The organism is Pseudomonas sp. VEM90, assembly GCF_054611535.1.
This window is the reverse complement of sequence record NZ_JBTRAR010000018.1, coordinates 40489-65013: the sequence shown is the minus strand read 5'-3', so window position 1 is coordinate 65013 and position 24525 is coordinate 40489. Positions and strand designations below refer to the sequence as shown.

Here is a 24525-nt window from a genome sequence, read left to right as displayed (position 1 = left end):
TTTGCATTGGATTGATTTATCCATCCCTGTCACTCTTTTGCCCACAGCATCAATGATGTCCATTGATCAACAAGAGTGCGAAATCATGCAACGAATTCCTTGCGTACTCATGCGCGGCGGTACCTCCAAAGGGCCGTTCTTCCACGCCTGGGACCTGCCTGCCAATGTGGTCGAGCGCGACGAGTTGCTGATCAACCTCATGGGCTCTGGCCATGAGCTGGAAATCGACGGTATCGGTGGCGGCAGCCCGCAGACCAGCAAGGTGGCGATCATCAGCCCGTCACTGCACGCCGACGCTGACGTCGACTACCTGTTCGTGCAGGTCATGGTCGCACAGCGCCGCGTCGATACCGCCCCCAACTGCGGCAACATGCTGTGTGCTGTTGGGCCATTCGCCATCGAACAGGGGTTGGTAAAAGGCCAGGAAGGCAAGACCTTGGTGCGCATTCGCAACCTGAACACTGGCACCTTCGTCAATTCGCTGGTCGAAACGCCCGGCGGGATCGTGCGCTACGAAGGCCGCACGGCGATCGATGGGGTACCGGGCACCGCCGCCCCGGTGCACCTGACTTTCCTCGACGCGGTCGGCAGCAAGACCGGCAAGCTGTTCCCCACGGGCAAGGCCCAGGACGTGATTGATGGCGTGCCGGTGACCTGCATCGACATGGCCATGCCGATGATGGTGGTAGAGGCTAGCCAACTGGGGATCAGTGGCTCGGAAACCCCTGCTCAGCTGGACGCCGACAGCGCGCTGCTCGAACGCCTGGAAGCGTTGCGGCTGAAGGCCGGAAAGGCCATGGGCCTGGGTGATGTCAGTGGCATGGTCATCCCCAAGCCAGTGCTGGTGTCCAAGCCTCGCTATGATGGCACGCTGCAGGTTCGCTATTTCATGCCGCACAACTGCCATCGTGCCTTGGCGATCACTGGCGCCGTGGGGCTGGCGACTGCCTGCGTCAGCCCTGATACCGTGATTGCCGACCTGTTGGGCGAAGGTGCACAGCAACTGGCCGAGGTCCGCCTGGAGCATCCAAGTGGCGGCATCGATGTTGCGCTGACGCGCAGCGGTGCCGATGGCCAGACGATCCAGGCTTCGGTGGTGCGAACCGCCCGGCGGCTCTTCTCAGGGTTCGTCTACGCCCCTACATTCCGCAGGTTGGCCGGGTAGCTCCAGGCGCTGATCCAGACCTGCACATTCGTAACAAGCGCATCCGCACAATTTCAACAATGGGTGATGCCTCATGAGACTCGCCAAATCGCTGTATTTCCAGATTCTCTGCGCCGTCCTGCTGGGCGTGGTGGTCGGCCACTTCTGGGCGCAACAGGCCGTGGCCCTCAAGCCGCTGGGTGATGCGTTCATCAAACTGATCAAGATGATGATCGCGCCGGTGGTGTTCTGCACCATCGTCACCGGCATCGCCGGCATGACCGACAAACGTTCCCTGGGGCGCTTGATGAGCAAGACCCTGCTGCTGTTCCTGGGCCTGACGGTGGTCAGCCTGGTGATCGGACTGGCGGCGGTCTATCTGTTCAAGCCAGGTGCCGGCATGAACATCGATCCCGCCACCCTGAGTACGGCGGGCCTGAGCCAGTACACCGCCTCGGCCGCCAAGCTGAGCGTGGTGGACTTCTTCATGCACATCATCCCGGACACCTTCGTAGGTGCCTTCAACAAGGGTGAGGTCTTGCCTGTACTGTTCATCGCCGTACTCAGCGGGTTCGCCCTTTCGTCGATGGGCGAGAAAGGCAAGCCGGTCCTGGACGTGCTGGAGTCGGCCTCGACCATGGTGTTCCGCATCTTCGGCTACCTGATGCGCTTTGCCCCGGTCGGCGCTTTTGGCGCACTGGCATTTACCGTGGGTCAGTACGGCATTACGTCCCTTGGCGCGCTGGCCAAGCTGGTGGGGACGTTGTACATCGCCTGCGCGTTCTTCGTGCTGGTGGTGCTCGGTGGCATCTGCCGTGCCCATGGCTTCAGCCTGTGGAAGCTGCTGCGCTATTTCCGCGAAGAGTTCCTTGTGGTGCTGGGGACTTCTTCAACCGAGCCGGTGCTGCCGCGAATGCTCGAAAAACTCGAGAAGCTTGGGTGCAAAAAAGGCGTGGTTGGCCTGGTGCTGCCCACTGGCTACTCGTTCAACCTGGACGGTACTGCCATCTATCTGTCGTTGGCAGCCGTGTTCATCGCACAGGCCTGCAACATCGACCTGAGCCTGGGCCAGGTGGTCACCATGCTGGCGATCATGTTGCTGTCCTCCAAGGGCGCGGCAGGTGTCACCGGCAGCGGTTTCGTGGCCTTGGCCTCGACCCTCACCGTGATCCACGACATTCCCCTGGCCGGCCTGGCCCTGTTGATCGGGGTCGACCGCTTCATGTCGGAAGCCCGTGCGCTGACGAGTCTTGCCAGCAACGCAGTGGCTACGGTGGTGGTTTCGCTGTCGGAAAACGCCTGTAACCGCCAGACGCTGCACAGCCGCCTGAACGGCGAGCCGGTGGTCAGCCCCGTCGCTGAAACAGCCGACTGGGTCGCCGAACCGCGCCGTCACGGCTGAGCCCCGACACCCTCAAGCTTTTCACAGACCCCCACCAGGCGTTGCCGGGTGGGGTCAGGGGGCCGTCTGCGCTGCAGGTGGCCACATAGACAATAAAAACAAGAGAACAAACCATGCTCGCACTTCTGGGCCTGATCATGGTGGTGACCTTCACCTACCTGATCATGAGTAAACGCCTGTCCCCTATCGTCGCGCTGACGATCGTGCCGATTGTTTTCGCCCTTATTGGCGGTTTCGCGCCAGATCTGGGCAAGATGATGCTCGATGGGCTGAAAATGGTCGCACCGTCTGCCGCGCTGCTGCTGTTCGCCATCCTGTTCTTCGGCCTGATGATCGACGCCGGCCTGTTCGACCCGTTGATCCGCAAGATTCTCAAGCGGGTGAATGGCGACCCGATAAAGATCGCTATCGGCACCGCCCTGCTGTCGCTGCTGGTTGCGCTGGACGGTGATGGCACCACGACTTACATGATTACCTGTGCCGCCATGCTGCCGCTTTACAAGCGCATCGGCATGAACCCGATGATCCTGGCTACCGTATCGATGCTGTCATTGAGCATCATGAGCGGCATGAGCCCGTGGGGCGGCCCCGCCACCCGCGCCATTGCCGCGCTTGGTCTGGATGCGACCGAGTACTTCATTCCGATGTTGCCCACCGTCATCGGTGGGGCGGCGTGGGTCGTGTTTACCGCTTATCTGCTTGGCCGTGCCGAGCGTCGGCGTATCGGCAATATTGCCCTGGAGTCCGGCGGAGGCAACTGCTACATCAAGGAAATCCTCGGCGACAACCCGCACAAGCGCCCGCGTCTGGCCTATGTGAACCTGGTGTTGGTGATTGTCGTCATGACTGCGCTGGTGCTGGGCCTGATGCACGCAGCCATCCTGTTCATGATCGGTTTCGTCGCCGCGCTGATGATCAACTACCCGCAGCTGAATGTGCAGAAAGAACGCATTCTCGCCCATTCGGGCAACGCCATGACTGTGGTGCTGCTGGTGTTCGCCGCAGGCATCTTTGCGGGTATTTTCTCGGGCACCAAGATGGTCGACGCACTGGCGCAGACCCTGGTGGACTGGATTCCGGCAGCCTGGAGCCACTGGTTCCCGCTGGTGGTGGCGCTGACCAGCATGCCGCTGACCTTCGTGCTGTCCAACGACGCCTACTACTTCGGCGTTGTGCCGATCCTGGCGAACGCCGCTGCCGCCTATGGTATCGACCCGGTGGAAATTGCCCGCGCCTCGGTGCTGGGGCAGCCTGTGCACCTGATGAGCCCTCTGGTGGCCTCCACCTTGTTGCTGGTGGGCATGGTCGACCGGGATATCGGTGACTTCCAGAAAGCCACCGTGAAATGGGCCGTGCTCACCTCTTTGGTGATCACTGCGCTGGCACTGCTGACGGGCGCCTTGTCCTTCATGGTTTGAAGCACCCAGGGCGCCGCTCGGCGCCCCTCTGAATCACCCAAGAACAACAACAGAGTAACCATCATGTCCCGATTTCTTTTCCGTGGGGCCACTTGTGGCCTGCTGTGCGGCTGGCTGCCTGTGGCCGGTGCCGCCGGTTTCATCGAAGACAGCAAGCTCAAGCTGCAGTTGCGCAACGTGTATTTCAACGAGAATTTCCGTGACGAGCAGGGTATGAGTGCCCGCGCTGCCGCCACGGCCAAAAGCGAACGGGTGGAATGGGCTCAAGGCTTTCTGCTCGACTACCAGTCAGGTTTCACCCAAGGTACGTTGGGTGTGGGGCTTGATGCACTGGGCCTGCTGGGCGTACGCCTTGATTCCGGCCGCGGGCGCAGCGGTACCGGGTTGTTGCCGGTGCACGACGATGGCCGTGCGGCGGGTGAGTTCGCCAGTGCCGGAGTCACGGCCAAAGCCCGCCTGGGCAGCACCGTGGTCAAGCACGGCACCTTGCTGCCAAAGACACCGGTGCTGGTCTACAACGATGCGCGGGTGCTGCCACAGACCTATCAGGGCACTCAGCTGACCAGCACGGATATCGACGGGCTGACCCTGACGGCCGGGCACCTTGACCGTTTCAAGCAGCGTGACTCGTCCAACAGCACCGGCATTTATCTGGATGGCTATGGGGGCGGCAAGTCGGGTGACTTCAGCTTTGCCGGTGCCGACTATGCCGTCAGCAAACAGCTGCGCCTGAGTGTCTACCATGGCCAGCTAGAGCACTTCTATCGCCAGGATTTTGCCGGGCTGGTACATGACCTGCCGCTGGCCGGCGGGGTTCTGACCACAGACCTGCGCTACTTCAAAAGCCGCGACAGCGGGGCGGCCTACGGCGGCGGCATCGACAACCAGATGTTCAGTGGCCAGGTGGCGTATGCGCATTCCGGCCATACCTTGGGGGCCGGTTATCAGGTGCTCGATGGAGATGCCGGTTTGCCGTATATCAGCGGTGCGACCGTTTATTCGTTCAGCAACGTCGGCATCGGCAAGTTCATCGAGGAGGAAGAGAAAACCTGGATGGCCAGCTATGCCTACAACTTCGCTGCCGCCGGGGTGCCGGGGCTGACCTTCATGACGCGCTACCTGAGTGGTGACAATGGCCGTTCAGGTGGCGAGGGCATCAAAGAATGGGAGCGTGACGCCGAGATTGCCTACGTGGTGCAGGGCGGGCCACTGAAAGGTCTGGGCGTGAAACTGCGCAACTATGTCTATCGTTCGGATTTTGCTCGCGGCCGCGACAGCAACCGCCTGTACCTTACCTACGATATCGCCATCTGGTGATGGCGCGGGCCGGGTCACATACCCGGCCCAGGCCTTGCTTGCGGTACCCCGCTCAGCGGCGCAGCAGGCGAGAGACCAACAGTGTGACGGCGGCTGTGATGGCCAGTGCGGCGAAAGGCTTTTGCTTGACGTATGAAGACACCGTGTCCAGCGTGTCACCATAGGACTTGGTCAACTGACCTGCGGCCTGACGCCCATCGCCTTCGGCCTCCAGTGCCGGATCTTCGACCAGTCGGCCTACAGCGCTCTGCGCCTTGCCTGCGAGGTTTTCAGCAACACCTTCGATCTGTTCACGTTTCATGATGTTTGTGTTCCTTCCTGTGAGCGACTGAGTGTCAACAACACAGGCTTAGGGCGGTGGCGCGTCGCAATGGTTCCAACGCAAGCAAGATCGAAGACAACCAGGCAGGCTTATCGAGCATTTTGATCGTTACGTACTGGGCAAGTTTGTAGCCTGGCGGGCCTTCTTCTCGAGTATCCGCGCCCCGGTTCCTTCTTTGGCCAGCACATCCTCGGGGTTGCGCAGCGGGCAGTCTTCAAGCGACAGGCAACCGCAGCCAATGCAGTTGTCCAGGCTGTCGCGCAATGCCTCCAGTGTGCGAATGCGGGCATTCAGGTCTTCACGCCAGGCCGTGGACATCTCGCTCCATTGTGCTGCCGTGAGCTTGCTGTTGGGGGCATAACGGCTGAAGGCCTGTTTGATTTCCTCAAGCGGAATTCCCGTGCGCTGGGCTACCTTGATGATCGCCAGGGTACGCAGCACCAGCGAGGGATAGCGGCGCTGGTTGCCTGCCGTACGGACGCTGGCGATCAGTCCCTTGGTTTCGTAGAAGTGCAGCGCAGATACCGCCACGCCGCTGCGCTTGGCTACTTCACCCACTGTGAGCATCCGTGTGTTGTCCGCTGCCATGCCTGTTGACCTAAAGTTAAGTTGAGCTCTTATAGTCCTGCCCGATCTTTCCTGCAACCGCTTTCCCTGTGATCGGAGCAGTGCATGAACAAACGGACGTTACTGGCCTGGGCACGTCTCGCCTTGCAACCGCCGGGCGCATCAGGGACAGTCCCTAGGCGCTGGCGATACCATCGTCAGCCTGGCCGACATCAGCCAGTTGGCGCGCCAGGAGCGACGGCCTTGTTCAAAACTGATCAGGCAGGGGAGCGGTCGCGGCGCATCTGGGTGACCAAGGTAAAGCGGTCATCCGGGTGCACGGTCTCTGAAACCGCCATCAAATCACCATTTTCCTCGCGGTAATGGCGGATGATCTTCAGCGCTGGCGAGCCCGCCTCGGCCTTCAGCGCCCGGGCTATTTCCGCTGTCAGCAACACCGCGCGCACCTGCTGGTCGACCACTGCGATTGCCCGGCCATAGTGTTGTTCGATCAACCCGATAATCAGTTGGTCAGGGTGCTCGCGTGCGAGCTCGATGACCGCGGTGTAATCGCGCGGCGCATACACGTCAGTCCAGCACATTGGCGCGCCATCGTGCTGCCGGTCGACGCGGAGGCTCGACACGCAGAAGTAATGCTCCCCTGGCACCAGCCCCAGCCTCGCCGCCTCGCTCAGGTCGGCGACAAAGTGGCGCACGCCCTGGACTTCCCGCTGCTGGGTGTCTGCCAGGTGCGCCAGGTCGGCCACGCTGGCCAACGATTGCGAATAGCCCCCGCGCGGGCTGCTGGCCTCCACGCGGGTGCCCACCCGCTTGCGCCGCGACACCAGCCCCTGAGTGAGCAGCTGGTTGATAGCGGCACGCACCGTGTGCCGGCTCACATTGTAAAGGTCGCACAGCTCGAACTCGGTGGGCAGCAGGCTGCCCACCGGGTAGCGGCCGCTGGCAATGGCTTGCATCAAGTCCTTTGCCACGGTGGAGTAGCGCGTCGGGTTCATACCTTTGCTCGGGCTCGTAAAACTCATCGGTTGACAGTGTAACAGCGGCACAATGCCGAGCGCTCCAGCCGCCCGCAGAGGTCGATACCGCCGTCAATGCGGCTGCCTGGCCCGCAGCAGCAACGCTGCCAGTGCACACCCGACCAATGCCAGGCACGCCAGGTAGAACGCATCACTGTAGGCCATCAGGTAAGCCTCTCGCCGGATGGTCGCCGCCAACGCTTCCAGCATTTGCTGCTGATGCGGCAGCCAGCTTTGCACCGTCTGGTTGATGCGCGCCTGCACGCTTGGCTCGAACAGCGTCACCTGCTCGTGAATGCGCTCACTGTGAAAGCGTTCACGGGTCGCCACCAGTTGCGTCAACCCGGCCGTACCGATAGCGCCACCCAGGTTGCGCAACATCGAGAACACCGCTGAGGCTGAGCCGGCTTCACGCTTGTCCAGCCCGGCCACCGCCAGCACTGATAACGCGACCATGATGAAAGGCTGGCCAATACCGCGTACCACCGTGGACGGGATGATGACGTTGTCGGCACTGTCGGCGCTCAGGCTAGCCCCCAGCCAGCAGCCCAGCGCCATGATCAAAAAGCCGCTGGCGACCATGAACTTGGCACTGGTCCAGCCCATCAGCCTGGGCATCAACGGCGCCAGCAGCAACTGCACCACGCCATAGGCGATCAGCGCCACGCCCACGTCGTGTGCGCTGAACCCCTGCAACTGCGACAGGTAGTTGGGCACCAGGAATACCAGGCCGAACGTGGCAGCGCCAAAGATGAACATCGCCACGCTGGCAACCCCGAAGTTGTAGTGCCCGAGCAAGCGCAGGTTGATGAACGCGCGCTGGCCGAACAGCTGGGTCACCACGAACACCATCAACGCAATGGCGGCGACCACGCTCATGCCGACAATGAGCGGAGAGCCGAACCAGTCCAGCCGACCGCCTTCTTCCAGCACGATCTGCAAGCCGCCCAGGCCGATCACCATGGCCGCGATACCCAGCCAATCACCTTTTCGTAGCAGTTCGAGCTTCATCGGTTTGGCCTCGATCGACCAGGCGATGGCAAGCAGCAGGGCAATGCCGGGGAAAAGTTGCAGATAGAAGATCCAGCGCCATGAATGGGCATCGGTCAGCCAGCCGCCAATCGACGGCCCGGCGGCCTGCGCCACGCTGTTGGCCAGGCTGAACAGTGCCATACCCATGGCCATCTTGCTGGCCGGCAGTTCGGTGATGATCAGCTGGAAGGACAGGGGAATCAGCACCGCGCCCGCAGCACCCTGGATCACCCGAAGTACAATCATCGCCTCCAGGTTGGGCGCCCAGGAACAGGCCACCGAGGCGATCAGAAAGATGAGCGAGCCGGTCCACATGACCCGACGCAGCGAGAACACGTCCACCAACCATGCAGTCAGCGGAATCATCACGATTTCTGCCACCAGGTAGGCGGTGGAGATCCATGAGCCTTCCTCGAAGCTTGCACCCAGCGAGCCGCGGATTTCCGGCAGTGCGGCGCTGGTGACATGCACGTTCATACCCGCCATGAAGCAGCCGAACAGGCCGCCAAGCACCGCCACCCAGGCACGCAGCGAGACCGTTTGCTCAGTGCGCATCGGCAACCTCTGCAGGGCGTGTGTCGACTGTACTCACCACCGACATGCCGGGCAGTACCTGCGGGCCATCCAGCGGTTTGTCGAGCAAAATGCGCACAGGGAAACGCTGGACGATCTTGGTGAAGTTGCCTGTGGCGTTGTCCGACGGCAGCAATGCGAAGACATTGCCCGAGGCTGGCGAAAAACTGGCCACATGGCCCTGCAGTGGCTGGCTGGCGAAGCTGTCTACACGTATTTCTACCGGTTGCCCGGGGCGCATGCGGGCCAGTTGGGTTTCCTTGTAGTTGGCCACCACATAGGCCTGCTGCAGCGGCACCACGGCCAGCAGTGGTTGGCCCGGCACCACGTACTGGCCGGTGCGCACCCGGCGTTGGCCGACCACGCCGGTGATCGGCGCACGAATCACGGTGTCCTGCTCGTCCTGCTCGGCGAGCCGTTGGTGGGCCTGGGCACCTGCCAGCGCCGCTGCGCGTTGTTGCAACTCGGCCTCGGCCTGGACTGACCGGGCCTTGGCCATGGCCAGTTGTGAGCGCTGTTGGCGCAGCGCGGCCCGGGCACCTTGCAGCGCGGCTTGTGCCTGGGTGGCATGGGCACTGGCGGTTTCCAGACGCTGCATGGTCGCTGCGTCGTCACGCACCAGGCCACGGTAGCGTTGGACATCCAGTTCACTGCGGCGTTGTTCGGCGGTGGCGCTGCGCACGACGGCCTCAGCCTGCAGGATGGCTTGCTGTTGCTGGTCGATGCGTGCGGTCGCTACCTGTTGGCTGGCTTGGGCGGCGGCCAGTGCCGCCTGTGCGGCGGTCACGCCAGCCTGGGCCTGGTCGAGGCGGGCGCGGTAGTCGCGGTTTTGCAGGCGCACCAGCACATCACCGGCTTTCACCGGCTGGTCGTCAGCCACCTCGACCTCGGCTACGTAGCCCGCCACGCGTGGGCTCAGGGCCACCCAGTCGGAGCGGACGTAGGCATCGTCGGTGGTTTCCAGGTAGCGGCCGGTGCTGAACCAGTAACTGGTGAAGGCCAGCAGGGTGATTGCGGCCAGGCTGCCGCTGGCGGTGTATGCCAGGCGGCGATGGGTTTTAGCGCTCGGCCGCTGTTCAGTTTCGGAGGGTGAGGGTTTGTCTACGGCGACATTCATGGTTGGTTTCCATTCTCGAATTGGGGCTGCTGGCTGTCCGTTGTGGGAGCAACTGCCTTGCTCAATTTCTAAAAAGCTGGCGCGATCCGTGTGAGAGCGGGCTTGCCCGCGAACACGGGCGAAGCCCGTGCCATCCACCACGGTGTATTCTTCGCGGGTAAACCCGCTCCTACAGTGGGCGGTGCTCGCTGTTGGTCTTGCTTCTCGCTACCACCGCCCGCCCAGCGCGCGGAACAGGTTTACCTGCGCTTGCGCCAGGCGCCCTCGGGCTTCTGTGTGGCTGGCCCGCAAGCTGATCATTTCGCGCTCGCTGTCGAGCAGGGCCAGCCCGTCCACGGTGCCGGCACGGTAGTTACGCTGGGCCAGGGCAAAGCTGTGCTGGCTGTGCGCCAGGGCTGCGTCCAGCGCCTGCAACCGTTGTCGCTCGCCGTCGTAGCGGGCCAGTGCCTGGCGCACGTCTTTCAGCGCGCTCAGCGCCACGCCGTGGTAACGGGCGAGCTGCGCCCGCTGCAATGCCTCGGCTTTGCTCACCCGTGCGCGATTGGCCTTCAGGTTGGGAAACTCCCAGCGGACCAGCGGGCCAATGCTGAACATCACCGCGCGGCTGTCGCCGAGGTTGGCAAGGTGATGGTCCGAAGACGTCAACGAAGCGCCGAAGCTGACCTTTGGGTAAAGGTCGGCCCGCACGATGTCGGTCTCCAGGGTGGCCGCCTGCAGTTCCCGTTCGGCCTGGCGCACATCTGGCCGGCGTTCGAGCAAATGCCAGCCATCGCCAGCCGGCAGCGGCACCGACAGCGTGGGGATGGCTACGCAGGTCGTGGCCTCGGCCACCGAGGCCTGGCCACTGAGCATGCTCAGTTCGTACAGCGCCATTTGCCGCCGGGCTGAGAGCATCGGCAGTTGCGCACGCACCTGCTCCCGCAAGCCCAACAGGCGCTCGCTGTCGAGGGCAGTGGCCACACCGGCCTGGCGCTGGCGCTGGCGGAGTTGCACGCTGTGGTCGAGGGTTTGCAAGGCCTGCTTTGCTGCCTCCAGACGCGCCGCGTAGGTGCACTGGTCGATGTAGGCGCGGGTGGCCTGGGCGACCACCTGCAGGCGTACCAGGTCTAGCGCCGCAGCACTGGCTTCGGCTTGCACCCGGGCACGTTGAATGGCGGCGCGTACCTGGCCCCAGATATCCACCTGATAGGCCAGTTCGATGCCCGGGTTGAATTGCCATTGTGACGGTGCGTTGCTGTCGGTCGCCTCGGCCAGCGTCTGGTCATCGGCGCGCTTGCCATAAGTAGCGGCAACGCCCATGGAGGTGGACGGCCAGCGCCTGGCGTCGAACTCGCCGATAGCGGCCAGCATGGCCTGCACGTTGGCCTCGGCCTGTGCCAGGCCTTGGTTGTGCGCCAGGGCTTGCTGTACCCAGCGGTTGAGTTGGGGGTCTTGATACAGTGCCCACCAGCGTTCGGGCAGGGGCTGTTTGCTGACGCCGGCCGGCATATTCGTCAGCGGGGCTGCCTGCAGCGCTACAGGTGGTTCGGCAGGTGTCGGTTGGTGGCCGCACGCGGCGAGTGCAGCGAGCATGCCGAGGGCTGTGGCAAGCCGGGCAGGGCCGGGAAATGAGTGCAGTAAGGGCATCACGATTGTCGCTCAAAGGTCGTGATGCGAGGTTAACGAGGCTTGCATGGGCGTCGCTGTCGCAAGCGGGACAACCCTGCGCGCAAGCGGGACAACCTGAGGCTCAGTACTCGCGCACGGTACCGTTTTGCCACTCACTCGGCGCATAGCCGAGGATGCGCTTGAACATGGCAGCAAAGGCGCTGGCGCTCTGGTAGCCGTGCTCCAGCGCAACGTTCAGGATCGGCTGCCCATCGGCCAGGCTCCGCTGGCTGAGCATCACCCGGGCACGGGCGCGCCATTGGCCATACGACATGCCCACCTCGCGCTGGAAAAGCCGGGCCACGCTGCGGGCACTCATGTTCAGTTGCGCGCCGCATTGCTCCAGGGTCAGGTCCTGGGCCGGGTCCTGCAGGAAGCGCTCGCACCAGGCACGCAACCGTGCGTGCTGCGGCGTCGGGACGAAGGCATCGATGCGCCGGGCGGCGGCGAGTTCATGCAGGATCAGCGCCCGAGCATGCGCGCCGTCGCGCAGGTTCAGCATTCGTGACGCAGTCAGGATCAGTTCGCGCAGCAGGCCGGACACGACGATGACCTGGCAGCGTTCGATGTGGGCATCGAGCAGCAAGGTCCGCATGCTGACCACGCCCTCCATGCGGATGGCATGGCTGACCCCGGCAGGCATCCACAAGGCATGCCCGCCGGGGATCACCCAACTGCCGCCCTCGCTGCTGACCCGCATCACGCCACTGGCGGCGTAGATCAGCTGGTCTTCGGCGTGGCAGTGGCTGGCCACTTCATCGCCGTGTCCGTAGTCCCTTTCCAGTGCTTGCATGCAGGCCACCCTCGTTATTGGATCCAATTATATCGAGGCGAACCTGTGCCGGGTTGCGAAGTGTGGGCTGCGAGCGAATTGCCATGGTTACAAATGGCTGTAAGGCGATTATTTATGGTTAATTATTGCTGTGAGGTCAGCTACTACAGCTTTAAAGTGGTGAATGTTGTTAAATCCAGACATCGCTCTCTGCTGTGCGATCCCCCCCTTCATGACCGGTATTCAGAATGCCCCGCGGTTCGATCATCATCAGTTTCGCTTCGCCTTGCGCGGCGGTCCGGTGCTCGACGCCGCGTGGTACAACATAGAGTTCCCCGGGGTTCACATGCACGCAGCCATCCGGCAGGTCGATACGCAGAGTGCCTTCCAGCACCAGGAATGCTTCGTCGGTCTCCGGGTGCGCGTGCCAGATGAATTCGCCTTCGATGCGCACGACCTTGAACTGGTAATCGTTCATTTCAGCAACGACCCTGGGGCTCCATTGCTGTTCGATAAGCGCTGCCTTGTGGACCAGGTTCACTGGCAGGGAGGGATGTGGGTGACGGGCTTCAGGCATGACAGTTCCTCGGAAAGTGGAGTGGTCAGCCTATCGCTCCGGGTGAGTCCGGTTCTTGTACGATCCTGCAAGCCTGTTCCCACGGGGCACGCGGGCGACTGTGGTCTCTCAGCGTGACGCTCGCAAACGCTCCAGCCAGCGTAAAGGCGGTACGCCGTAGCAGCGGGTGAAGTGCCGGGTCATGTGGCTCTGGTCATGAAAGCCTGCAGCAAGGGCAGCCTCGACCAAGGTGAAGCCATCCAGGATCATCCGGCGAAAGCAGTCGAGGCGGCGCAGGGTGACAAAGCGATAGGGGCTGGTGCCGTACAGCGTGCGAAAGTCCCGCGACAGGCTCCAGCGTTCGCGGCCGCTGGCCTGTTCCAGCATGTCCAGTGTTATGCCCACATGCAGGTGTTCCATGATGAAGGCCCGGGCGCGTTCGGCTGCCTGGTAATCCAGGCGCTTGCGCCCGCGCGGCTTGCCGCCGACAGCCCGCAAGGCGATCGCCAGGTCATACAGGGCGTCCTGTTCTTCCAATGGCTCCAGCGCGTGGTCCACTGTCTGCACGAACGCTTCGCTGGCGTGGTACAGGCGCGGGTCGCTGGACAGCCCACCCGCGATGAAGGGCAAAGGCTGGCCACCCAGCACGTTCTGGATCAGTGCCGGGTCGACGTAGGCCATGCGGTAGCGAAAGCCTGCGTCGGTGCCCGCCATGCCGTCATGCAGTTCGTCCGGGTGCAACACCAGCGTGTTGCCCGGTATGCCGTGGCGCAGCGAACCTTTGTAGTGGAAGCTTTGCACGCCGGCCAGCGTGCGGCCGATCGAATAGGTATCGTGGCGATGCGGGTCGTAGCCGTGGCTACCGAACCAGGCTTCGATACGCTCGATACCGCCCGGTTGGGCGCTACGGATGACCCAGTCGGATGGCGGTACGGGCTTCGCTTTGCGGGCCATTGCAGTGCGTGCCTCCTGCTCACGTCCGAGAGGGCAAGCTCATATGCAGCAAAGGGAACGGGCGACCTTCGCCATCCAGCGGTGAACGGCCGGTCTGGACGAAGCCATAGCGCAGGTAGAACCCTGTTGCCTGCGGGTTCTGCTCGTTGACATCGACACTCATCGCACTGCGTGACTGGCGGCCGAAATCCAGCAATGCACGGCCAATGCCCTGGCCGTGACGCGCTGGATCGACGAAGAGCATTTCCACATGGTTTTCATTGAAGCCGATAAAGCCCAGTGGCTGGTCATCGGTGTCTACCGCAACCCACAGCTCGACGGCCGGGAAGTACACGTCGCGCAGCTGTGGCAATAGTGCGTCGATGTCGGAGGGTTGCAGAAAGTGGTGCGTCGCGCGAACAGCGCGCAGCCAGATGTCGAGCAGCTGCGGGTAATCTGCAGCGATGCCTTGGCGAATGATCATGTTGTCATCCTGAGTGCATTGATGGCGGATGGGCGCGCCAGTGAGCGGCGGCCATGCAAGTGTCGGCATCATGAATGACCGCTTCGCGAGTCAACGCCTGGGCGGTGCACGGCAGGGGAGGCCGGAAGGGAAGAAAGCGGAAGATTACCCCGGTCGCTCAGTAGAGGGCAATGGCGATTGGGTAGGGTGCAGTGCAGGTTTCGACTCGGCTAGGATGCATGTCGATGCTGGTATTGAACCCGAACAACAAGCACGGCCCGGGAGCGCCCATGAACCGCAACGAACTGCGCAAAGCCGATATCAACCTGATGGTGGTGTTCGAAGCGCTGATGCAGGAACGCAACCTCACCCGTGCCGCGGAGAAGCTGTTCGTCGCCCAGCCCACGGTCAGCGCCGCGCTGGCCAGGTTGCGTGCGATGTTCAACGACCCGTTGCTGGTTCGAGTGGGCAACCGCATGGAGCCCTCGGCCAGGGCCGAAGAGGTGATCAAGTACCTCACGCCAGCCTTGGATGCGATGTCCGTCGCCCTCAGCATGACCCATGATTTCGACCCGCTGACCAGCAAGATGACCTTCCGCATCGGCTTGTCCGATGATGTCGAGTCGGGCCTGCTGCCGCCGCTGTTGCGGGCGCTGCGGGTGGAGGCGCCAAACGTGGTGGTGGTCGTGCAGCATGTGGACTACTGGCGCATTCCGGACCTGCTGGCGGCGGGCGACGTGACGGTGGGTATCAGCCAGACCAAGGGCCTGCCCGCCAATGCCAAACGCAAGGTGCTACGCACCCTGCAAGCCAGGGTAGTGCGGGCCGACAAATCCACCACGCCGCTTTCGCTGGATGAGTTTTGTCAACGCCCGCATGTTCAGGTCTCGCCGACCGCCAACACCCAGGGTGTGGTCGACGACTGGTTGAAAGACATCGGCCGTGAACGCAAGGTGGTGTTGTCGGTGCCGCAGTTCAGTTCGCTGCCGGCGATTCTGGCCGGTACCGACCTGCTGGCCTGCTGCCCGGACTATGCCGCACAAGGCATGGAGCGTTGGGGCAACCTGCAGGCCGAGACGCTGCCGTTCGAGACCGCTGCACTGGAGCTGGCCATGGTCTGGTTGAGCACCACCGACAGCGACCCGGCCGAGCGTTGGCTGCGTAGTCGCCTGGAGCACTACATGGGCGGACTACGGGAAGCGGTCATGGGATGATGTCGGTCTCCAGGCTCAGCAGATCCTGCACCGTCTGCCGCCGGCGGATCATCCGCAACACCCCGCCCTCGATCAGAAACTCCGGCAGCAGCGGCCGGCTGTTGTAGTTCGACGACATCGACGCGCCATAGGCGCCGGCATCGTGGATCACCAGCAGGTCGCCTACCTGTGCCTGAGGCAGGTCCTGCGGGGTCAGTTCCTGGTCATTCTGAGTGAACACGTCACCCGATTCACACAACGGCCCGGCCACCACCGTCGGTTGCCGTGGGCGGTCCACCGGCTGGCCGTTGGCATCGAGCAGGGTCATGCCGTGGTAGGCGCCGTACATCGCCGGGCGCATCAGGTCGTTGAAGCCGGCGTCGATCATGACGAAGGTATTGCGGCCCACTTGCTTGACGGCGCGCACTTCGGCCACGAGGTAGCCCGACTCGGCCACCAGGAAGCGCCCTGGCTCGATTTCCATGCGCACGGGGTGGCCAAGCATCGCTTCGATTTCCTTGCGCGCTACCGCCCAGGTCTGCGCATAGCGCTGCAGGTCGACCGGTTTGTCGGTGCTGCGGTAAGGGGTAGAAAGCCCACCGCCAATGGAGAACGCCTCGATGTCCACGCCCAGGCGGCCGATCAGCTCGATCATCGAGCGGGCCACCTGTTCCAGGTGCTGGTAATCCACCCCGGAGCCAATGTGCATGTGCACGCCCACCAGGTGCAGGCCATGGGTCTTGATGCACGCCAGCGCCTCGTCCAGTTCTTCGTGCCAGATGCCATGCTTGCTGTTTTCGCCGCCGGTATTGGTCTTGCGGCTGTGGCCATGGCCGAAGCCTGGGTTGATGCGGATCCACACGCGGTGGCCGGGCGAGCGTTCACCCAGTTGGCGCAGCATGTCGATGGAGCCGGCGTTGACTTCGATCTTCGAGGCCACCACCCGCTCCAGGGTGGGGCGGTCCAGTGCGTCACAGGTCAGCACCACGCCGGCAGGGTCACCGTCAACGCTCGCGCCGGCGGCGAAGGCCCGCTCCATCTCACCCAGCGACACTGCATCCAGCACCAGGCCATGGGCGCGCATCAGGCGCAGCACATGCACGTTCGGGTTGGCTTTCTGGGCGAAACGTACGGTGTCGAATACGTTCAACTGCTCGACGCGATCGGCGATGGTGCGGGTGTCGTATGCCCATAGCGGCGAGCCGTGCTGGCGAACAGCCTCGGCCAGGAGGGTGAAAGGTGCGGTCATGGTGGCGTTACTCGTATGAGGAAGGCCACGAGGATGCGCCAAAGGGTGAATTCAGAAAAATAGCTATTCTTCTGCATGCTATTCATATCTGATATACCCATTGTCGACTCTCTGGGTATTGCCGTGAAACTCTCCGTTCGCCACATCGAAGTGTTCCGCGCCATTATGGCGGCCGGTAGCGTCACAGGGGCGGCGCGCCTGTTGTTCACCTCGCAGCCCACCGTCAGCCGCGAGTTGGCGCGGTTGGAGCAGGTGACTGGCTTGAACCTGTTCGAACGCGAGGGAGGGCGTCTGGTGGCCACAGCCCAGGCGTTGCTGCTGATCGAGGAGGTCGAGCGCGCCTACGTCGGGCTGGAGCGGATCGATCGCTTTGCCCAGGCCATCCGCAACTTCGAGCAGGGCCGGCTGGCCATCACCTGCCTGCCGCTGTTCTCGCAAACCTTGTTGCCCAAGGCTTGCCAGCGCTTTCACCAGCAGCACAGTGGCGTGAGCGTGAGCATTCTGGCGCAGGAGTCGCCTTTGCTGGAGGAGTCACTGGTTGCCCAGCAGCATGACCTTGGCCTGACTGAAGTCGAACAGATACCACGTGGCGCCTATGGTGAATTGCTGTTCAGTGCCAACATGGTGTGCGTGTTGCCCGAGCATCACCCGCTGCAGGTGAAGGCTGAACTGGAGCTGAGTGATTTCCATGAGGTCGATTTCATCAACCTGGCCAGCCTGGATACCTACCGGCAGCGTCTTGATCAGCACTTTCGTGCGGCCGGGGTCAACCGCCGCACGGTCATCGAGACCACCAGTGCCGCGTCGGTGTGCGCCATGGTCAGGCAAGGCCTTGGGGTGGCGATCATCAACCCGCTGAGCGGGCTGGAGGCGGCGCAAGGCGGGTTGCCGATCCGCCGGTTACGGGTATCGGTGCCCTATCAGGTGATGCTGATACGCCCGGACCATCGGCCGGCATCGGCAGCGGTGGAGCCGTTTTGCGAGGCGTTGCGGGTGCAGGCGCAAGAAATGCAGGCAGCATTGGGCTAGGGCTTTCCGGGGCACTCAGATTCCATGCCACCCACCGCTGTGCCTGCTTCGCGGGTAAACCCGCTCCTACAGCTCGCAGACCAAGGTTCCAGTACCGGCCAGGATGTTTTCAAGGGTTTCCTTCACTTCATCCATGTCACTCAACTCGCTGGTCAGGTTGATCTCCAGCACTTCATCCCCCTTCAGCGCGTCCCGGTCGCCGGCCGCCACTTCGATCAGCAGGCGCTTGGCGCTCAGGGTCACTTTAAGGCCATCCAGCGTCGACGGCTCGTCATCCAGGGTCAGGTCGACGGTGTCCTCGTCCGGGTAACGGGTAAGCAGGAACATCTGACCCTTGTCGCTGTGGCAGCACAGGGTCGCCATGTTGTCTTCCTCGTCATCGCAAGGGGTGGCGAACAGCAGGGCGGTGTTGATTTGCATGAGCAGGCTCGGGTCAAAGGAAACGGAAGGGAATTCTGACAGTCTTGCGTACAGGCATAAACGTAAAGTTACCGCCCCTTGACCGAAATTGTCGCAGCGCTGCAAGCGTAGATGACCGATCAGTCGTTAAGCTTCGGCGAGCCCTGAGCGTGCCTGCGCACGTTCAACGTCTGGTTTTTTACCGTCCGCCATGCCACGGGTTGGCTATCGTTGATCCGAACACGGCGCACGCAGCGACGCTTCAATTATTACAAAGCCCAAGCGGAGTACCACAGATGGCGTTCTTCACCGCAGCCAGCAAAGCCGACTTTCAGCATCAACTGCAAGCGGCCCTGGCGCAGCACATCAGCGAGCAGTCCCTGCCACAAGTGGCGCTGTTCGCCGAGCAGTTCTTCGGCATCATCTCTCTGGACGAACTCACCCAACGCAGGCTTTCCGACCTCGCCGGCTGCACCCTGTCAGCCTGGCGCATCATCGAGCGTTTCGACCCCGAATATCCGCAAGTACGGGTGTACAACCCTGATTACGAACGCAATGGCTGGCAGTCGACCCATACCGTGGTCGAAGTGCTGCACCATGACCTGCCGTTCCTGGTCGATTCGGTGCGCACTGAGCTCAATCGCCGTGGCTACAGCATCCACACCCTGCAAACCACCGTACTCAGCGTGCGCCGTGGTGCCAAGGGCGAGCTGTTGGAACTGCTGCCCAAGGGTACCCAGGGCGAGGGCGTGTGCTACGAGTCACTGATGTACCTGGAGATCGACCGCTGCGCCAACGCCGCCGAGCTGACAGTGCTGACCCGCGAAATCGAGCAGGTGCTGGCCGAGGTACGGGTGGTGGTGGCCGACTTCGAACCGATGAAGGCCAAGCTGCGTGAAGTGGTGGCGCAGGTGGAGCAGACTGCCTTTGGCCCTGCCCAAAACGAGAAGGGCGAAGTCAAGGCCTTCCTCGAGTGGCTGCTGGATAACCACTTCACCTTCCTGGGCTATGAAGAGTTCACCGTCAAGGGCGACGCCGATGGCGGCCAGATGGTCTACGACGGGCAGTCGTTCCTCGGCTTGCCGCGTCGCCTGCGCGTGGGTTTGAAGGCAGAAGAGCTGCGCATCGAAGACTATGCCGTGGCCTACCTCAACGAGCCGCTGTTGCTGTCGTTCGCCAAGGCCGCGCTGCCCAGCCGCGTGCACCGCCCGGCCTACCCGGACTACGTGTCGATCCGTCAGCTGGACGCCGATGGCAAGGTGATCAAGGAGCACCGCTTCATGGGGCTGTACACCTCGTCGGTGTATGGCGAAAGCGTGCATGCCATTCCGTACATCCGCGTGAAGGTGGCCGAAGTCGAGCGCCGTTCGGGCTTCGATCCCAAGGCCCACCTGGGCAAGGAACTGGCCCAGGTGCTGGAAGTGCTGCCGCGCGACGACCTGTTCCAGACGCCGATCGACGAGCTGTTCAGCACAGTCATGGCGATCGTGCAGATCCAGGAGCGCAACAAGATCCGCGTGTTCCTGCGCAAAGATCCGTACGGCCGCTTCTGCTACTGCCTGGCCTACGTCCCGCGGGAAATCTACTCCACCGAAGTGCGGCAGAAGATCCAGCAGGTGCTGATGGAGCGTCTGAAGGCCAGCGACTGCGAGTTCTGGACCTTCTTCTCCGAATCGGTTCTGGCCCGTGTGCAACTGATTCTGCGGGTCGACCCCAAGAACCGCATCGACATCGACCCGCAGCAGCTGGAACGCGAAGTCATCCAGGCCTGCCGCTCGTGGCATGACGATTACTCGGCACTGGTGGTAGAGAACTTCGGCGAAGCCCAGGGCACCAACATCCTTGCCGAGTTCCCCAAAGGCTTCCCGGCCGGGTACCGCGAGCGCTTCGCTGCACACTCGGCGGTGGTCGACCTGCAGCATGTGCTGAGCCTGTCGGAAAGCAAGCCGCTGGCAATGAGCTTCTACCAACCATTGACCCAGGTTGGCGAGCGCACGCTGCACTGCAAGCTGTACCACGCCGACACCCCGCTGGCGCTGTCCGATGTGCTGCCGATTCTGGAAAACCTTGGCCTGCGCGTGCTCGGCGAGTTCCCGTATCGCCTGCGCCATGCCAATGGCCGGGAATACTGGATTCACGACTTCGCCTTCACCTACAGCGAAGGCCTGAGCCTGGAGATCCAGCAACTCAACGACACCCTGCAGGACGCTTTCATCCACATCGTCCGTGGTGACGCCGAGAACGACGCCTTCAACCGCCTGGTACTGACTGCCGGCCTGCCATGGCGCGACGTGGCCCTGCTGCGCGCTTACGCCCGTTACCTGAAGCAGATTCGCCTGGGCTTCGACCTGGGTTACATCGCCAGTACCCTGAACAACCACACCGATATCGCGCGCGAGCTGACCCGGTTGTTCAAGACCCGCTTCTACTTGGCACGCAAGCTCACCCAGGACGACCTTGACGACAAGCAGCAGCGCCTGGAACAGGCCATTCTGGCTGCGCTGGACGACGTTCAGGTGCTCAACGAAGACCGCATCCTGCGGCGCTACCTGGACCTGATCAAGGCCACCCTGCGTACCAACTTCTATCAGCCCGACGCAAACGGCCAGAACAAGTCGTACTTCAGCTTCAAGTTCAACCCCAAGCTGATCCCCGAACTGCCCAAACCGGTGCCAAAGTTCGAGATATTCGTCTATTCGCCACGCGTCGAGGGCGTGCACCTGCGCTTTGGCAACGTCGCCCGTGGCGGCTTGCGCTGGTCCGACCGGGAAGAAGACTTCCGCACCGAAGTGCTGGGCCTGGTCAAAGCCCAGCAAGTGAAAAACTCGGTCATCGTGCCGGTCGGCGCCAAGGGCGGCTTCCTGCCACGGCGTCTGCCGATTGGCGGTAGCCGTGACGAGATTGCCGCCGAAGGCGTGGCGTGCTATCGCATCTTCATTTCCGGCCTGCTCGACATCACCGACAACCTCAAGGACGGTGGCGTGGTGCCGCCGGCCAACGTGGTGCGTCATGACGATGACGACCCGTACCTGGTGGTGGCGGCCGACAAAGGCACCGCGACGTTCTCCGACATCGCCAACGGCATTGCCATCGACTACGGCTTCTGGCTCGGCGACGCCTTTGCCTCGGGCGGCTCGGCCGGTTACGACCACAAGAAAATGGGCATTACCGCACGCGGCGCCTGGGTGGGCGTACAGCGTCACTTCCGCGAGCGTGGCATCAACGTGCAGGAAGACCCGATCACCGTCATCGGGGTGGGCGACATGGCGGGCGACGTGTTCGGCAATGGCCTGCTGATGTCCGACAAACTGCAGCTGGTGGCAGCGTTCAACCACCTGCATATCTTCATCGACCCCAACCCCGAGCCAGCCGCCAGCTTTGCCGAGCGCAAGCGTTTGTTCGATCTGCCGCGTTCGGCCTGGAGCGACTACGACACCAGCATCATGTCCGAAGGCGGCGGGATCTTCCCGCGCAGTGCCAAGAGCATCGCCATCAGTGCGCAGATGAAGGAGCGCTTCGCCATCGAAGCCGACCGCCTGACCCCGACCGAGCTGCTGAACGCGCTGCTCAAGGCCCCGGTGGACTTGCTGTGGAACGGCGGCATCGGTACCTACGTGAAGGCCAGCACTGAAAGCCACGCCGATGTCGGCGACAAGGCCAACGATGCGCTGCGGGTCAACGGTAACGAACTGCGCTGCAAGGTGGTGGGCGAGGGTGGCAACCTGGGCATGACCCAGCTCGGCCGGGTCGAGTTCGGCCTGAACGGCGGCGCCACCAACACCGACTTCATCGACAACGCCGGCGGCGTGGACTGCTCCGACCACGAGGTCAACATCAAGATCCTGCTCAACGAAGTGGTGCAGGGTGGCGACATGACCGAGAAGCAGCGCAACCAGCTGCTGGGCAGCATGACCGACGAAGTGGCCGGCCTGGTGCTGGGTAACAACTACAAGCAGACCCAGGCGCTGTCGTTGGCCGCCCGCCGCGCCCGCGAGCGGATTGCCGAGTACAAGCGCCTGATGGCCGACCTCGAGGCGCGGGGCAAACTTGACCGCGCCATCGAATTCCTGCCGTCCGAGGAGCAGTTGGCCGAACGCCTGGCTGCCGGCCATGGGTTGACCCGCGCCGAGCTGTCGGTGCTGATCTCGTACAGCAAGATCGACCTCAAGGAGCAACTGCTCAAGTCGCTGGTGCCGGACGACGATTACCTGACCCGTGACATGGACACCGCTTTCCCGCCGTCCCTGGTCAGCAAGTTCGCCGAGGCCATGCGCCGCCACCGCCTGAAGCGCGAAATTGTCAGCACCCAGATCGCCAACGACCTGGTCAACAACATGGGTATCACCTTCGTTCAGCGCCTGAAGGAGTCGACCGGCATGAGCCCGGCCAACGTGGCCGGCGCTTATGTGATCGTGCGCGACATCTTCCACCTGCCGCACTGGTTCCGCCAGATCGAGGCACTGGACTATCAGGTACCAGCAGAAATACAGCTCACCCTGATGGACGAGCTGATGCGCCTGGGCCGCCGTGCCACCCGCTGGTTCCTGCGTAGCCGCCGTAACGAACAGGACGCTGGGCGCGATACCGCGCACTTCGGGCCGAAGATCGCGCAGTTGGGTCTGAAACTTGATGAGCTGCTCGAAGGCCCCACCCGCGAACGTTGGATGGTGCGCTACCAGGGCTTTGTCGAGGCCGGTGTGCCGGAGTTGCTGGCGCGTATGGTGGCAGGTACCAGCCACCTGTACACCCTGCTGCCGATCATTGAAGCGGCCGACGTTACCGGCCATGAGCCGGCGCAGGTGGCCAAGGCATTCTTCGCCGTGGGCAGCGCGCTGGACCTGACCTGGTACCTGCAGGAAATCAGCAACCTGCCGGTGGAAAACAACTGGCAGGCGCTGGCCCGCGAGGCATTCCGCGACGATATCGACTTGCAGCAGCGGGCGATCACCATTTCGGTCCTGCAGATGGTTGATGCACCGGAAGACATGGATGCTCGTGTGGCGTTGTGGGCAGAGCAGCACCGGGGAATGGTGGAACGCTGGCGCGCCATGCTCGACGACCTGCGCAATGCCACGGGTATTGACTATGCGATGTACGCGGTGGCCAACCGCGAGCTGGTCGACCTGGCCATGAGCGGGCAGGCGGCGGTGGTGCCGTCCTGAGCCTTGTGGTGAGGTAAAACAAAGCCCCGGCAGTGATGCCGGGGCTTTTTTGTATGCCTGGGCTGGCCCTTTCGCGGGTGAACCCGCTCCTACGACGGCCTTCGCCCAACCCCCGACATGGGTCCCTACGGATCGGGTGTAGGAGCGGGTTTACCCGCGAATACGGTAGCGGCGGCAACGGTGGGCGGCCGGGGAGATTGGCCAGCAGGGCCGGCCCTTTCGCGGGTGAACCCGCTCCTACAGGGGAGCGGGCCCGGACAGGTTTACTTGAACCGCCTTTCCACGCCTTTTTCGACCAGGATCTTGGCGGAAATTTCTTCCACCGAAAAATGCGTGGAATTGATGTTGGGAATGTTCTCCCTGCGGAACAGGCTTTCCACTTCACGTACTTCGAACTCGCACTGGGCAAAGCTGGAATAGCGGCTGTTGGGCTTGCGCTCGTGGCGGATGGCGGTGAGGCGGTCGGGGTCGATGGTCAGGCCGAACAGCTTGTTGTGGTGCTTTTTCAGCACCGCCGGCAGTTGCAGGCGCTCCATGTCGTCCTCGGTCAGCGGGTAGTTGGCGGCACGGATGCCGAACTGCATGGCCATGTAAAGGCAGGTTGGGGTCTTGCCGCAACGCGACACGCCAACCAGAATCAGGTCGGCTTTGTCGTAGTAGTGGGTGCGTGCACCGTCGTCGTTATCCAGGGCGAAATTCACCGCCTCGATGCGTTCCATGTAGTTGGAATTGCCGCCGATCGAGTGGGATTTGCCCACGGAATACGACGAATGGGCAATCAATTCCTGCTCAAGTGGGGATAAAAACGAAGAAAAGATGTCGATCATGAAGCCATTCGAGGTCGCCAGGATCTCGCGGATGTCCTGGTTGACGATGGTGTCGAAGATGATCGGACGGACCCCATCCCGCTCGGCCGCAGCGTTGATTTGCTGGACCATGGCCCGCGCTTTGTCCGGTGAATCGATGTAGGGACGGGTGAATTTGTTGAAGGGAATGCTCTCGAATTGCGCGAGCAAACTCTGGCCCAGGGTTTCGGCAGTGATACCCGTGCCGTCGGAGATGAAGAACGCGGTTCGTTTCATTTGCGATCTGGGCCTTAAGCTGATGACGATTCTTGGATATGATAAGTTCGGTTTGCCGAATGCGGCTGTCGACATTCTGCCACATTTGCAGAGCCTATTTTCCAGGTACAGGCCACAAACGCCCGGCCAAGT

General features: G+C 62.6%; 20 protein-coding genes. 7 read left to right on the top strand and 13 right to left on the bottom strand.

What is annotated here, in order from left to right; translation table 11 throughout:
- Nucleotides 1-85 precede the first annotated feature (85 nt).
- From ACYCCG_RS17735 to ACYCCG_RS17720, 4 genes are all read left to right on the top strand, one after another.
- Nucleotides 86-1165 carry a 4-oxalomesaconate tautomerase gene (locus ACYCCG_RS17735; RefSeq protein ID WP_209964539.1) on the top strand — a complete coding sequence of 360 codons (1080 nt, stop codon included), beginning with the start codon at nt 86-88 and terminating at the stop codon, nt 1163-1165.
- A 73-nt stretch (nt 1166-1238) separates the two neighbouring features.
- Nucleotides 1239-2546 (top strand): dicarboxylate/amino acid:cation symporter, encoded by a 1308-nt coding sequence (locus ACYCCG_RS17730; protein ID WP_209964541.1) that lies wholly within the window; start codon nt 1239-1241, stop codon nt 2544-2546.
- A 113-nt stretch (nt 2547-2659) separates the two neighbouring features.
- Complete coding sequence (locus ACYCCG_RS17725; protein ID WP_252459538.1) at nt 2660-3964, top strand: CitMHS family transporter; 1305 nt, start codon at nt 2660-2662, stop codon at nt 3962-3964.
- A 63-nt stretch (nt 3965-4027) separates the two neighbouring features.
- Nucleotides 4028-5281 carry an OprD family porin gene (locus ACYCCG_RS17720; protein ID WP_209964546.1) on the top strand — a complete coding sequence of 418 codons (1254 nt, stop codon included), beginning with the start codon at nt 4028-4030 and terminating at the stop codon, nt 5279-5281.
- 52 nt (nt 5282-5333) lie between these two features.
- Here the strand turns inward: ACYCCG_RS17720 and ACYCCG_RS17715 are convergent, their stop codons facing one another.
- The 10 genes from ACYCCG_RS17715 to ACYCCG_RS17670 form a co-directional block, all read right to left on the bottom strand.
- Nucleotides 5334-5582, bottom strand: a complete 249-nt coding sequence (locus ACYCCG_RS17715) for a CsbD family protein (RefSeq protein WP_209964548.1) — start codon at nt 5580-5582, stop codon at nt 5334-5336.
- Between the two features lie 129 nt (nt 5583-5711).
- Complete coding sequence (soxR, locus tag ACYCCG_RS17710; protein WP_252459539.1) at nt 5712-6191, bottom strand: redox-sensitive transcriptional activator SoxR; 480 nt, start codon at nt 6189-6191, stop codon at nt 5712-5714.
- A 236-nt stretch (nt 6192-6427) separates the two neighbouring features.
- Nucleotides 6428-7165: a GntR family transcriptional regulator gene (locus tag ACYCCG_RS17705; protein ID WP_209964553.1), complete on the bottom strand. Its 738-nt coding sequence runs from the start codon at nt 7163-7165 to the stop codon at nt 6428-6430.
- Between the two features lie 93 nt (nt 7166-7258).
- Entirely contained in the window at nt 7259-8773 is a 1515-nt protein-coding gene (locus ACYCCG_RS17700) for a DHA2 family efflux MFS transporter permease subunit (RefSeq protein WP_209964556.1), read from the bottom strand.
- Nucleotides 8763-9908 (bottom strand): HlyD family secretion protein, encoded by a 1146-nt coding sequence (locus ACYCCG_RS17695; protein ID WP_209964558.1) that lies wholly within the window; start codon nt 9906-9908, stop codon nt 8763-8765. The genes ACYCCG_RS17700 and ACYCCG_RS17695 overlap by 11 nt, the downstream gene beginning before the upstream one ends.
- 207 nt (nt 9909-10115) lie before the next feature.
- Nucleotides 10116-11534, bottom strand: a complete 1419-nt coding sequence (locus ACYCCG_RS17690) for an efflux transporter outer membrane subunit (RefSeq protein WP_209964560.1) — start codon at nt 11532-11534, stop codon at nt 10116-10118.
- 103 nt (nt 11535-11637) lie between these two features.
- A complete protein-coding gene (locus ACYCCG_RS17685) occupies nt 11638-12348 on the bottom strand; it encodes an AraC family transcriptional regulator (RefSeq protein ID WP_209964563.1) in 711 nt (236 codons plus the stop codon).
- Between the two features lie 169 nt (nt 12349-12517).
- Nucleotides 12518-12904, bottom strand: coding sequence for a cupin domain-containing protein (locus tag ACYCCG_RS17680; RefSeq protein WP_209964565.1), 387 nt, complete (start codon nt 12902-12904; stop codon nt 12518-12520).
- A 108-nt stretch (nt 12905-13012) separates the two neighbouring features.
- The gene (locus tag ACYCCG_RS17675) at nt 13013-13837 is read right to left on the bottom strand and encodes an AraC family transcriptional regulator (RefSeq protein ID WP_209964566.1); all 825 of its coding nucleotides are present in this window, start codon (nt 13835-13837) and stop codon (nt 13013-13015) included.
- A gap of 19 nt (nt 13838-13856) precedes the next feature.
- Nucleotides 13857-14300, bottom strand: a complete 444-nt coding sequence (locus tag ACYCCG_RS17670) for an acetyltransferase (RefSeq protein WP_209964568.1) — start codon at nt 14298-14300, stop codon at nt 13857-13859.
- 269 nt (nt 14301-14569) lie between these two features.
- Between ACYCCG_RS17670 and ACYCCG_RS17665 the strand changes: the two genes are divergently transcribed.
- Entirely contained in the window at nt 14570-15493 is a 924-nt protein-coding gene (locus ACYCCG_RS17665; protein ID WP_209964571.1) for a LysR family transcriptional regulator, read from the top strand.
- On the opposite strand, the gene lysA is transcribed toward ACYCCG_RS17665, so the two are convergent.
- Nucleotides 15483-16721, bottom strand: coding sequence for a diaminopimelate decarboxylase (lysA, locus tag ACYCCG_RS17660; protein WP_252459545.1), 1239 nt, complete (start codon nt 16719-16721; stop codon nt 15483-15485). The genes ACYCCG_RS17665 and lysA overlap by 11 nt on opposite strands.
- A gap of 123 nt (nt 16722-16844) precedes the next feature.
- On the opposite strand from lysA, the gene ACYCCG_RS17655 reads away from it, so the two are divergent.
- Nucleotides 16845-17750 carry a LysR family transcriptional regulator gene (locus ACYCCG_RS17655; RefSeq protein ID WP_021785504.1) on the top strand — a complete coding sequence of 302 codons (906 nt, stop codon included), beginning with the start codon at nt 16845-16847 and terminating at the stop codon, nt 17748-17750.
- A gap of 66 nt (nt 17751-17816) precedes the next feature.
- Here ACYCCG_RS17655 and ACYCCG_RS17650 read toward each other — a convergent pair whose 3' ends face one another.
- A complete protein-coding gene (locus tag ACYCCG_RS17650) occupies nt 17817-18170 on the bottom strand; it encodes a hypothetical protein (RefSeq protein WP_014591821.1) in 354 nt (117 codons plus the stop codon).
- A 275-nt stretch (nt 18171-18445) separates the two neighbouring features.
- Here ACYCCG_RS17650 and ACYCCG_RS17645 point away from each other — a divergent pair, with 275 nt between their 5' ends.
- Nucleotides 18446-23311, top strand: coding sequence for an NAD-glutamate dehydrogenase (locus tag ACYCCG_RS17645; protein ID WP_339534359.1), 4866 nt, complete (start codon nt 18446-18448; stop codon nt 23309-23311).
- 263 nt (nt 23312-23574) lie between these two features.
- Here the strand turns inward: ACYCCG_RS17645 and ppsR are convergent, their stop codons facing one another.
- Nucleotides 23575-24393: a posphoenolpyruvate synthetase regulatory kinase/phosphorylase PpsR gene (gene ppsR, locus ACYCCG_RS17640; protein WP_021785502.1), complete on the bottom strand. Its 819-nt coding sequence runs from the start codon at nt 24391-24393 to the stop codon at nt 23575-23577.
- Between the last annotated feature and the right edge of the window lie 132 nt (nt 24394-24525).

Bases quoted from the DNA above. Each gene is read 5' to 3' on its own strand.
- ACYCCG_RS17735 (WP_209964539.1), top strand. From the start codon at position 86: ATGCAACGAATTCCTTGCGTACTCATGCGCGGCGGTACCTCCAAAGGG.
- ACYCCG_RS17730 (WP_209964541.1), top strand. From the start codon at position 1,239: ATGAGACTCGCCAAATCGCTGTATTTCCAGATTCTCTGCGCCGTCCTG.
- ACYCCG_RS17725 (WP_252459538.1), top strand. From the start codon at position 2,660: ATGCTCGCACTTCTGGGCCTGATCATGGTGGTGACCTTCACCTACCTG.
- ACYCCG_RS17720 (WP_209964546.1), top strand. From the start codon at position 4,028: ATGTCCCGATTTCTTTTCCGTGGGGCCACTTGTGGCCTGCTGTGCGGC.
- ACYCCG_RS17715 (WP_209964548.1), bottom strand. From the start codon at position 5,582: ATGAAACGTGAACAGATCGAAGGTGTTGCTGAAAACCTCGCAGGCAAG.
- soxR (WP_252459539.1), bottom strand. From the start codon at position 6,191: ATGGCAGCGGACAACACACGGATGCTCACAGTGGGTGAAGTAGCCAAG.
- ACYCCG_RS17705 (WP_209964553.1), bottom strand. From the start codon at position 7,165: ATGAACCCGACGCGCTACTCCACCGTGGCAAAGGACTTGATGCAAGCC.
- ACYCCG_RS17700 (WP_209964556.1), bottom strand. From the start codon at position 8,773: ATGCGCACTGAGCAAACGGTCTCGCTGCGTGCCTGGGTGGCGGTGCTT.
- ACYCCG_RS17695 (WP_209964558.1), bottom strand. From the start codon at position 9,908: ATGAATGTCGCCGTAGACAAACCCTCACCCTCCGAAACTGAACAGCGG.
- ACYCCG_RS17690 (WP_209964560.1), bottom strand. From the start codon at position 11,534: ATGCCCTTACTGCACTCATTTCCCGGCCCTGCCCGGCTTGCCACAGCC.
- ACYCCG_RS17685 (WP_209964563.1), bottom strand. From the start codon at position 12,348: ATGCAAGCACTGGAAAGGGACTACGGACACGGCGATGAAGTGGCCAGC.
- ACYCCG_RS17680 (WP_209964565.1), bottom strand. From the start codon at position 12,904: ATGCCTGAAGCCCGTCACCCACATCCCTCCCTGCCAGTGAACCTGGTC.
- ACYCCG_RS17675 (WP_209964566.1), bottom strand. From the start codon at position 13,837: ATGGCCCGCAAAGCGAAGCCCGTACCGCCATCCGACTGGGTCATCCGT.
- ACYCCG_RS17670 (WP_209964568.1), bottom strand. From the start codon at position 14,300: ATGATCATTCGCCAAGGCATCGCTGCAGATTACCCGCAGCTGCTCGAC.
- ACYCCG_RS17665 (WP_209964571.1), top strand. From the start codon at position 14,570: ATGAACCGCAACGAACTGCGCAAAGCCGATATCAACCTGATGGTGGTG.
- lysA (WP_252459545.1), bottom strand. From the start codon at position 16,721: ATGACCGCACCTTTCACCCTCCTGGCCGAGGCTGTTCGCCAGCACGGC.
- ACYCCG_RS17650 (WP_014591821.1), bottom strand. From the start codon at position 18,170: ATGCAAATCAACACCGCCCTGCTGTTCGCCACCCCTTGCGATGACGAG.
- ACYCCG_RS17645 (WP_339534359.1), top strand. From the start codon at position 18,446: ATGGCGTTCTTCACCGCAGCCAGCAAAGCCGACTTTCAGCATCAACTG.
- ppsR (WP_021785502.1), bottom strand. From the start codon at position 24,393: ATGAAACGAACCGCGTTCTTCATCTCCGACGGCACGGGTATCACTGCC.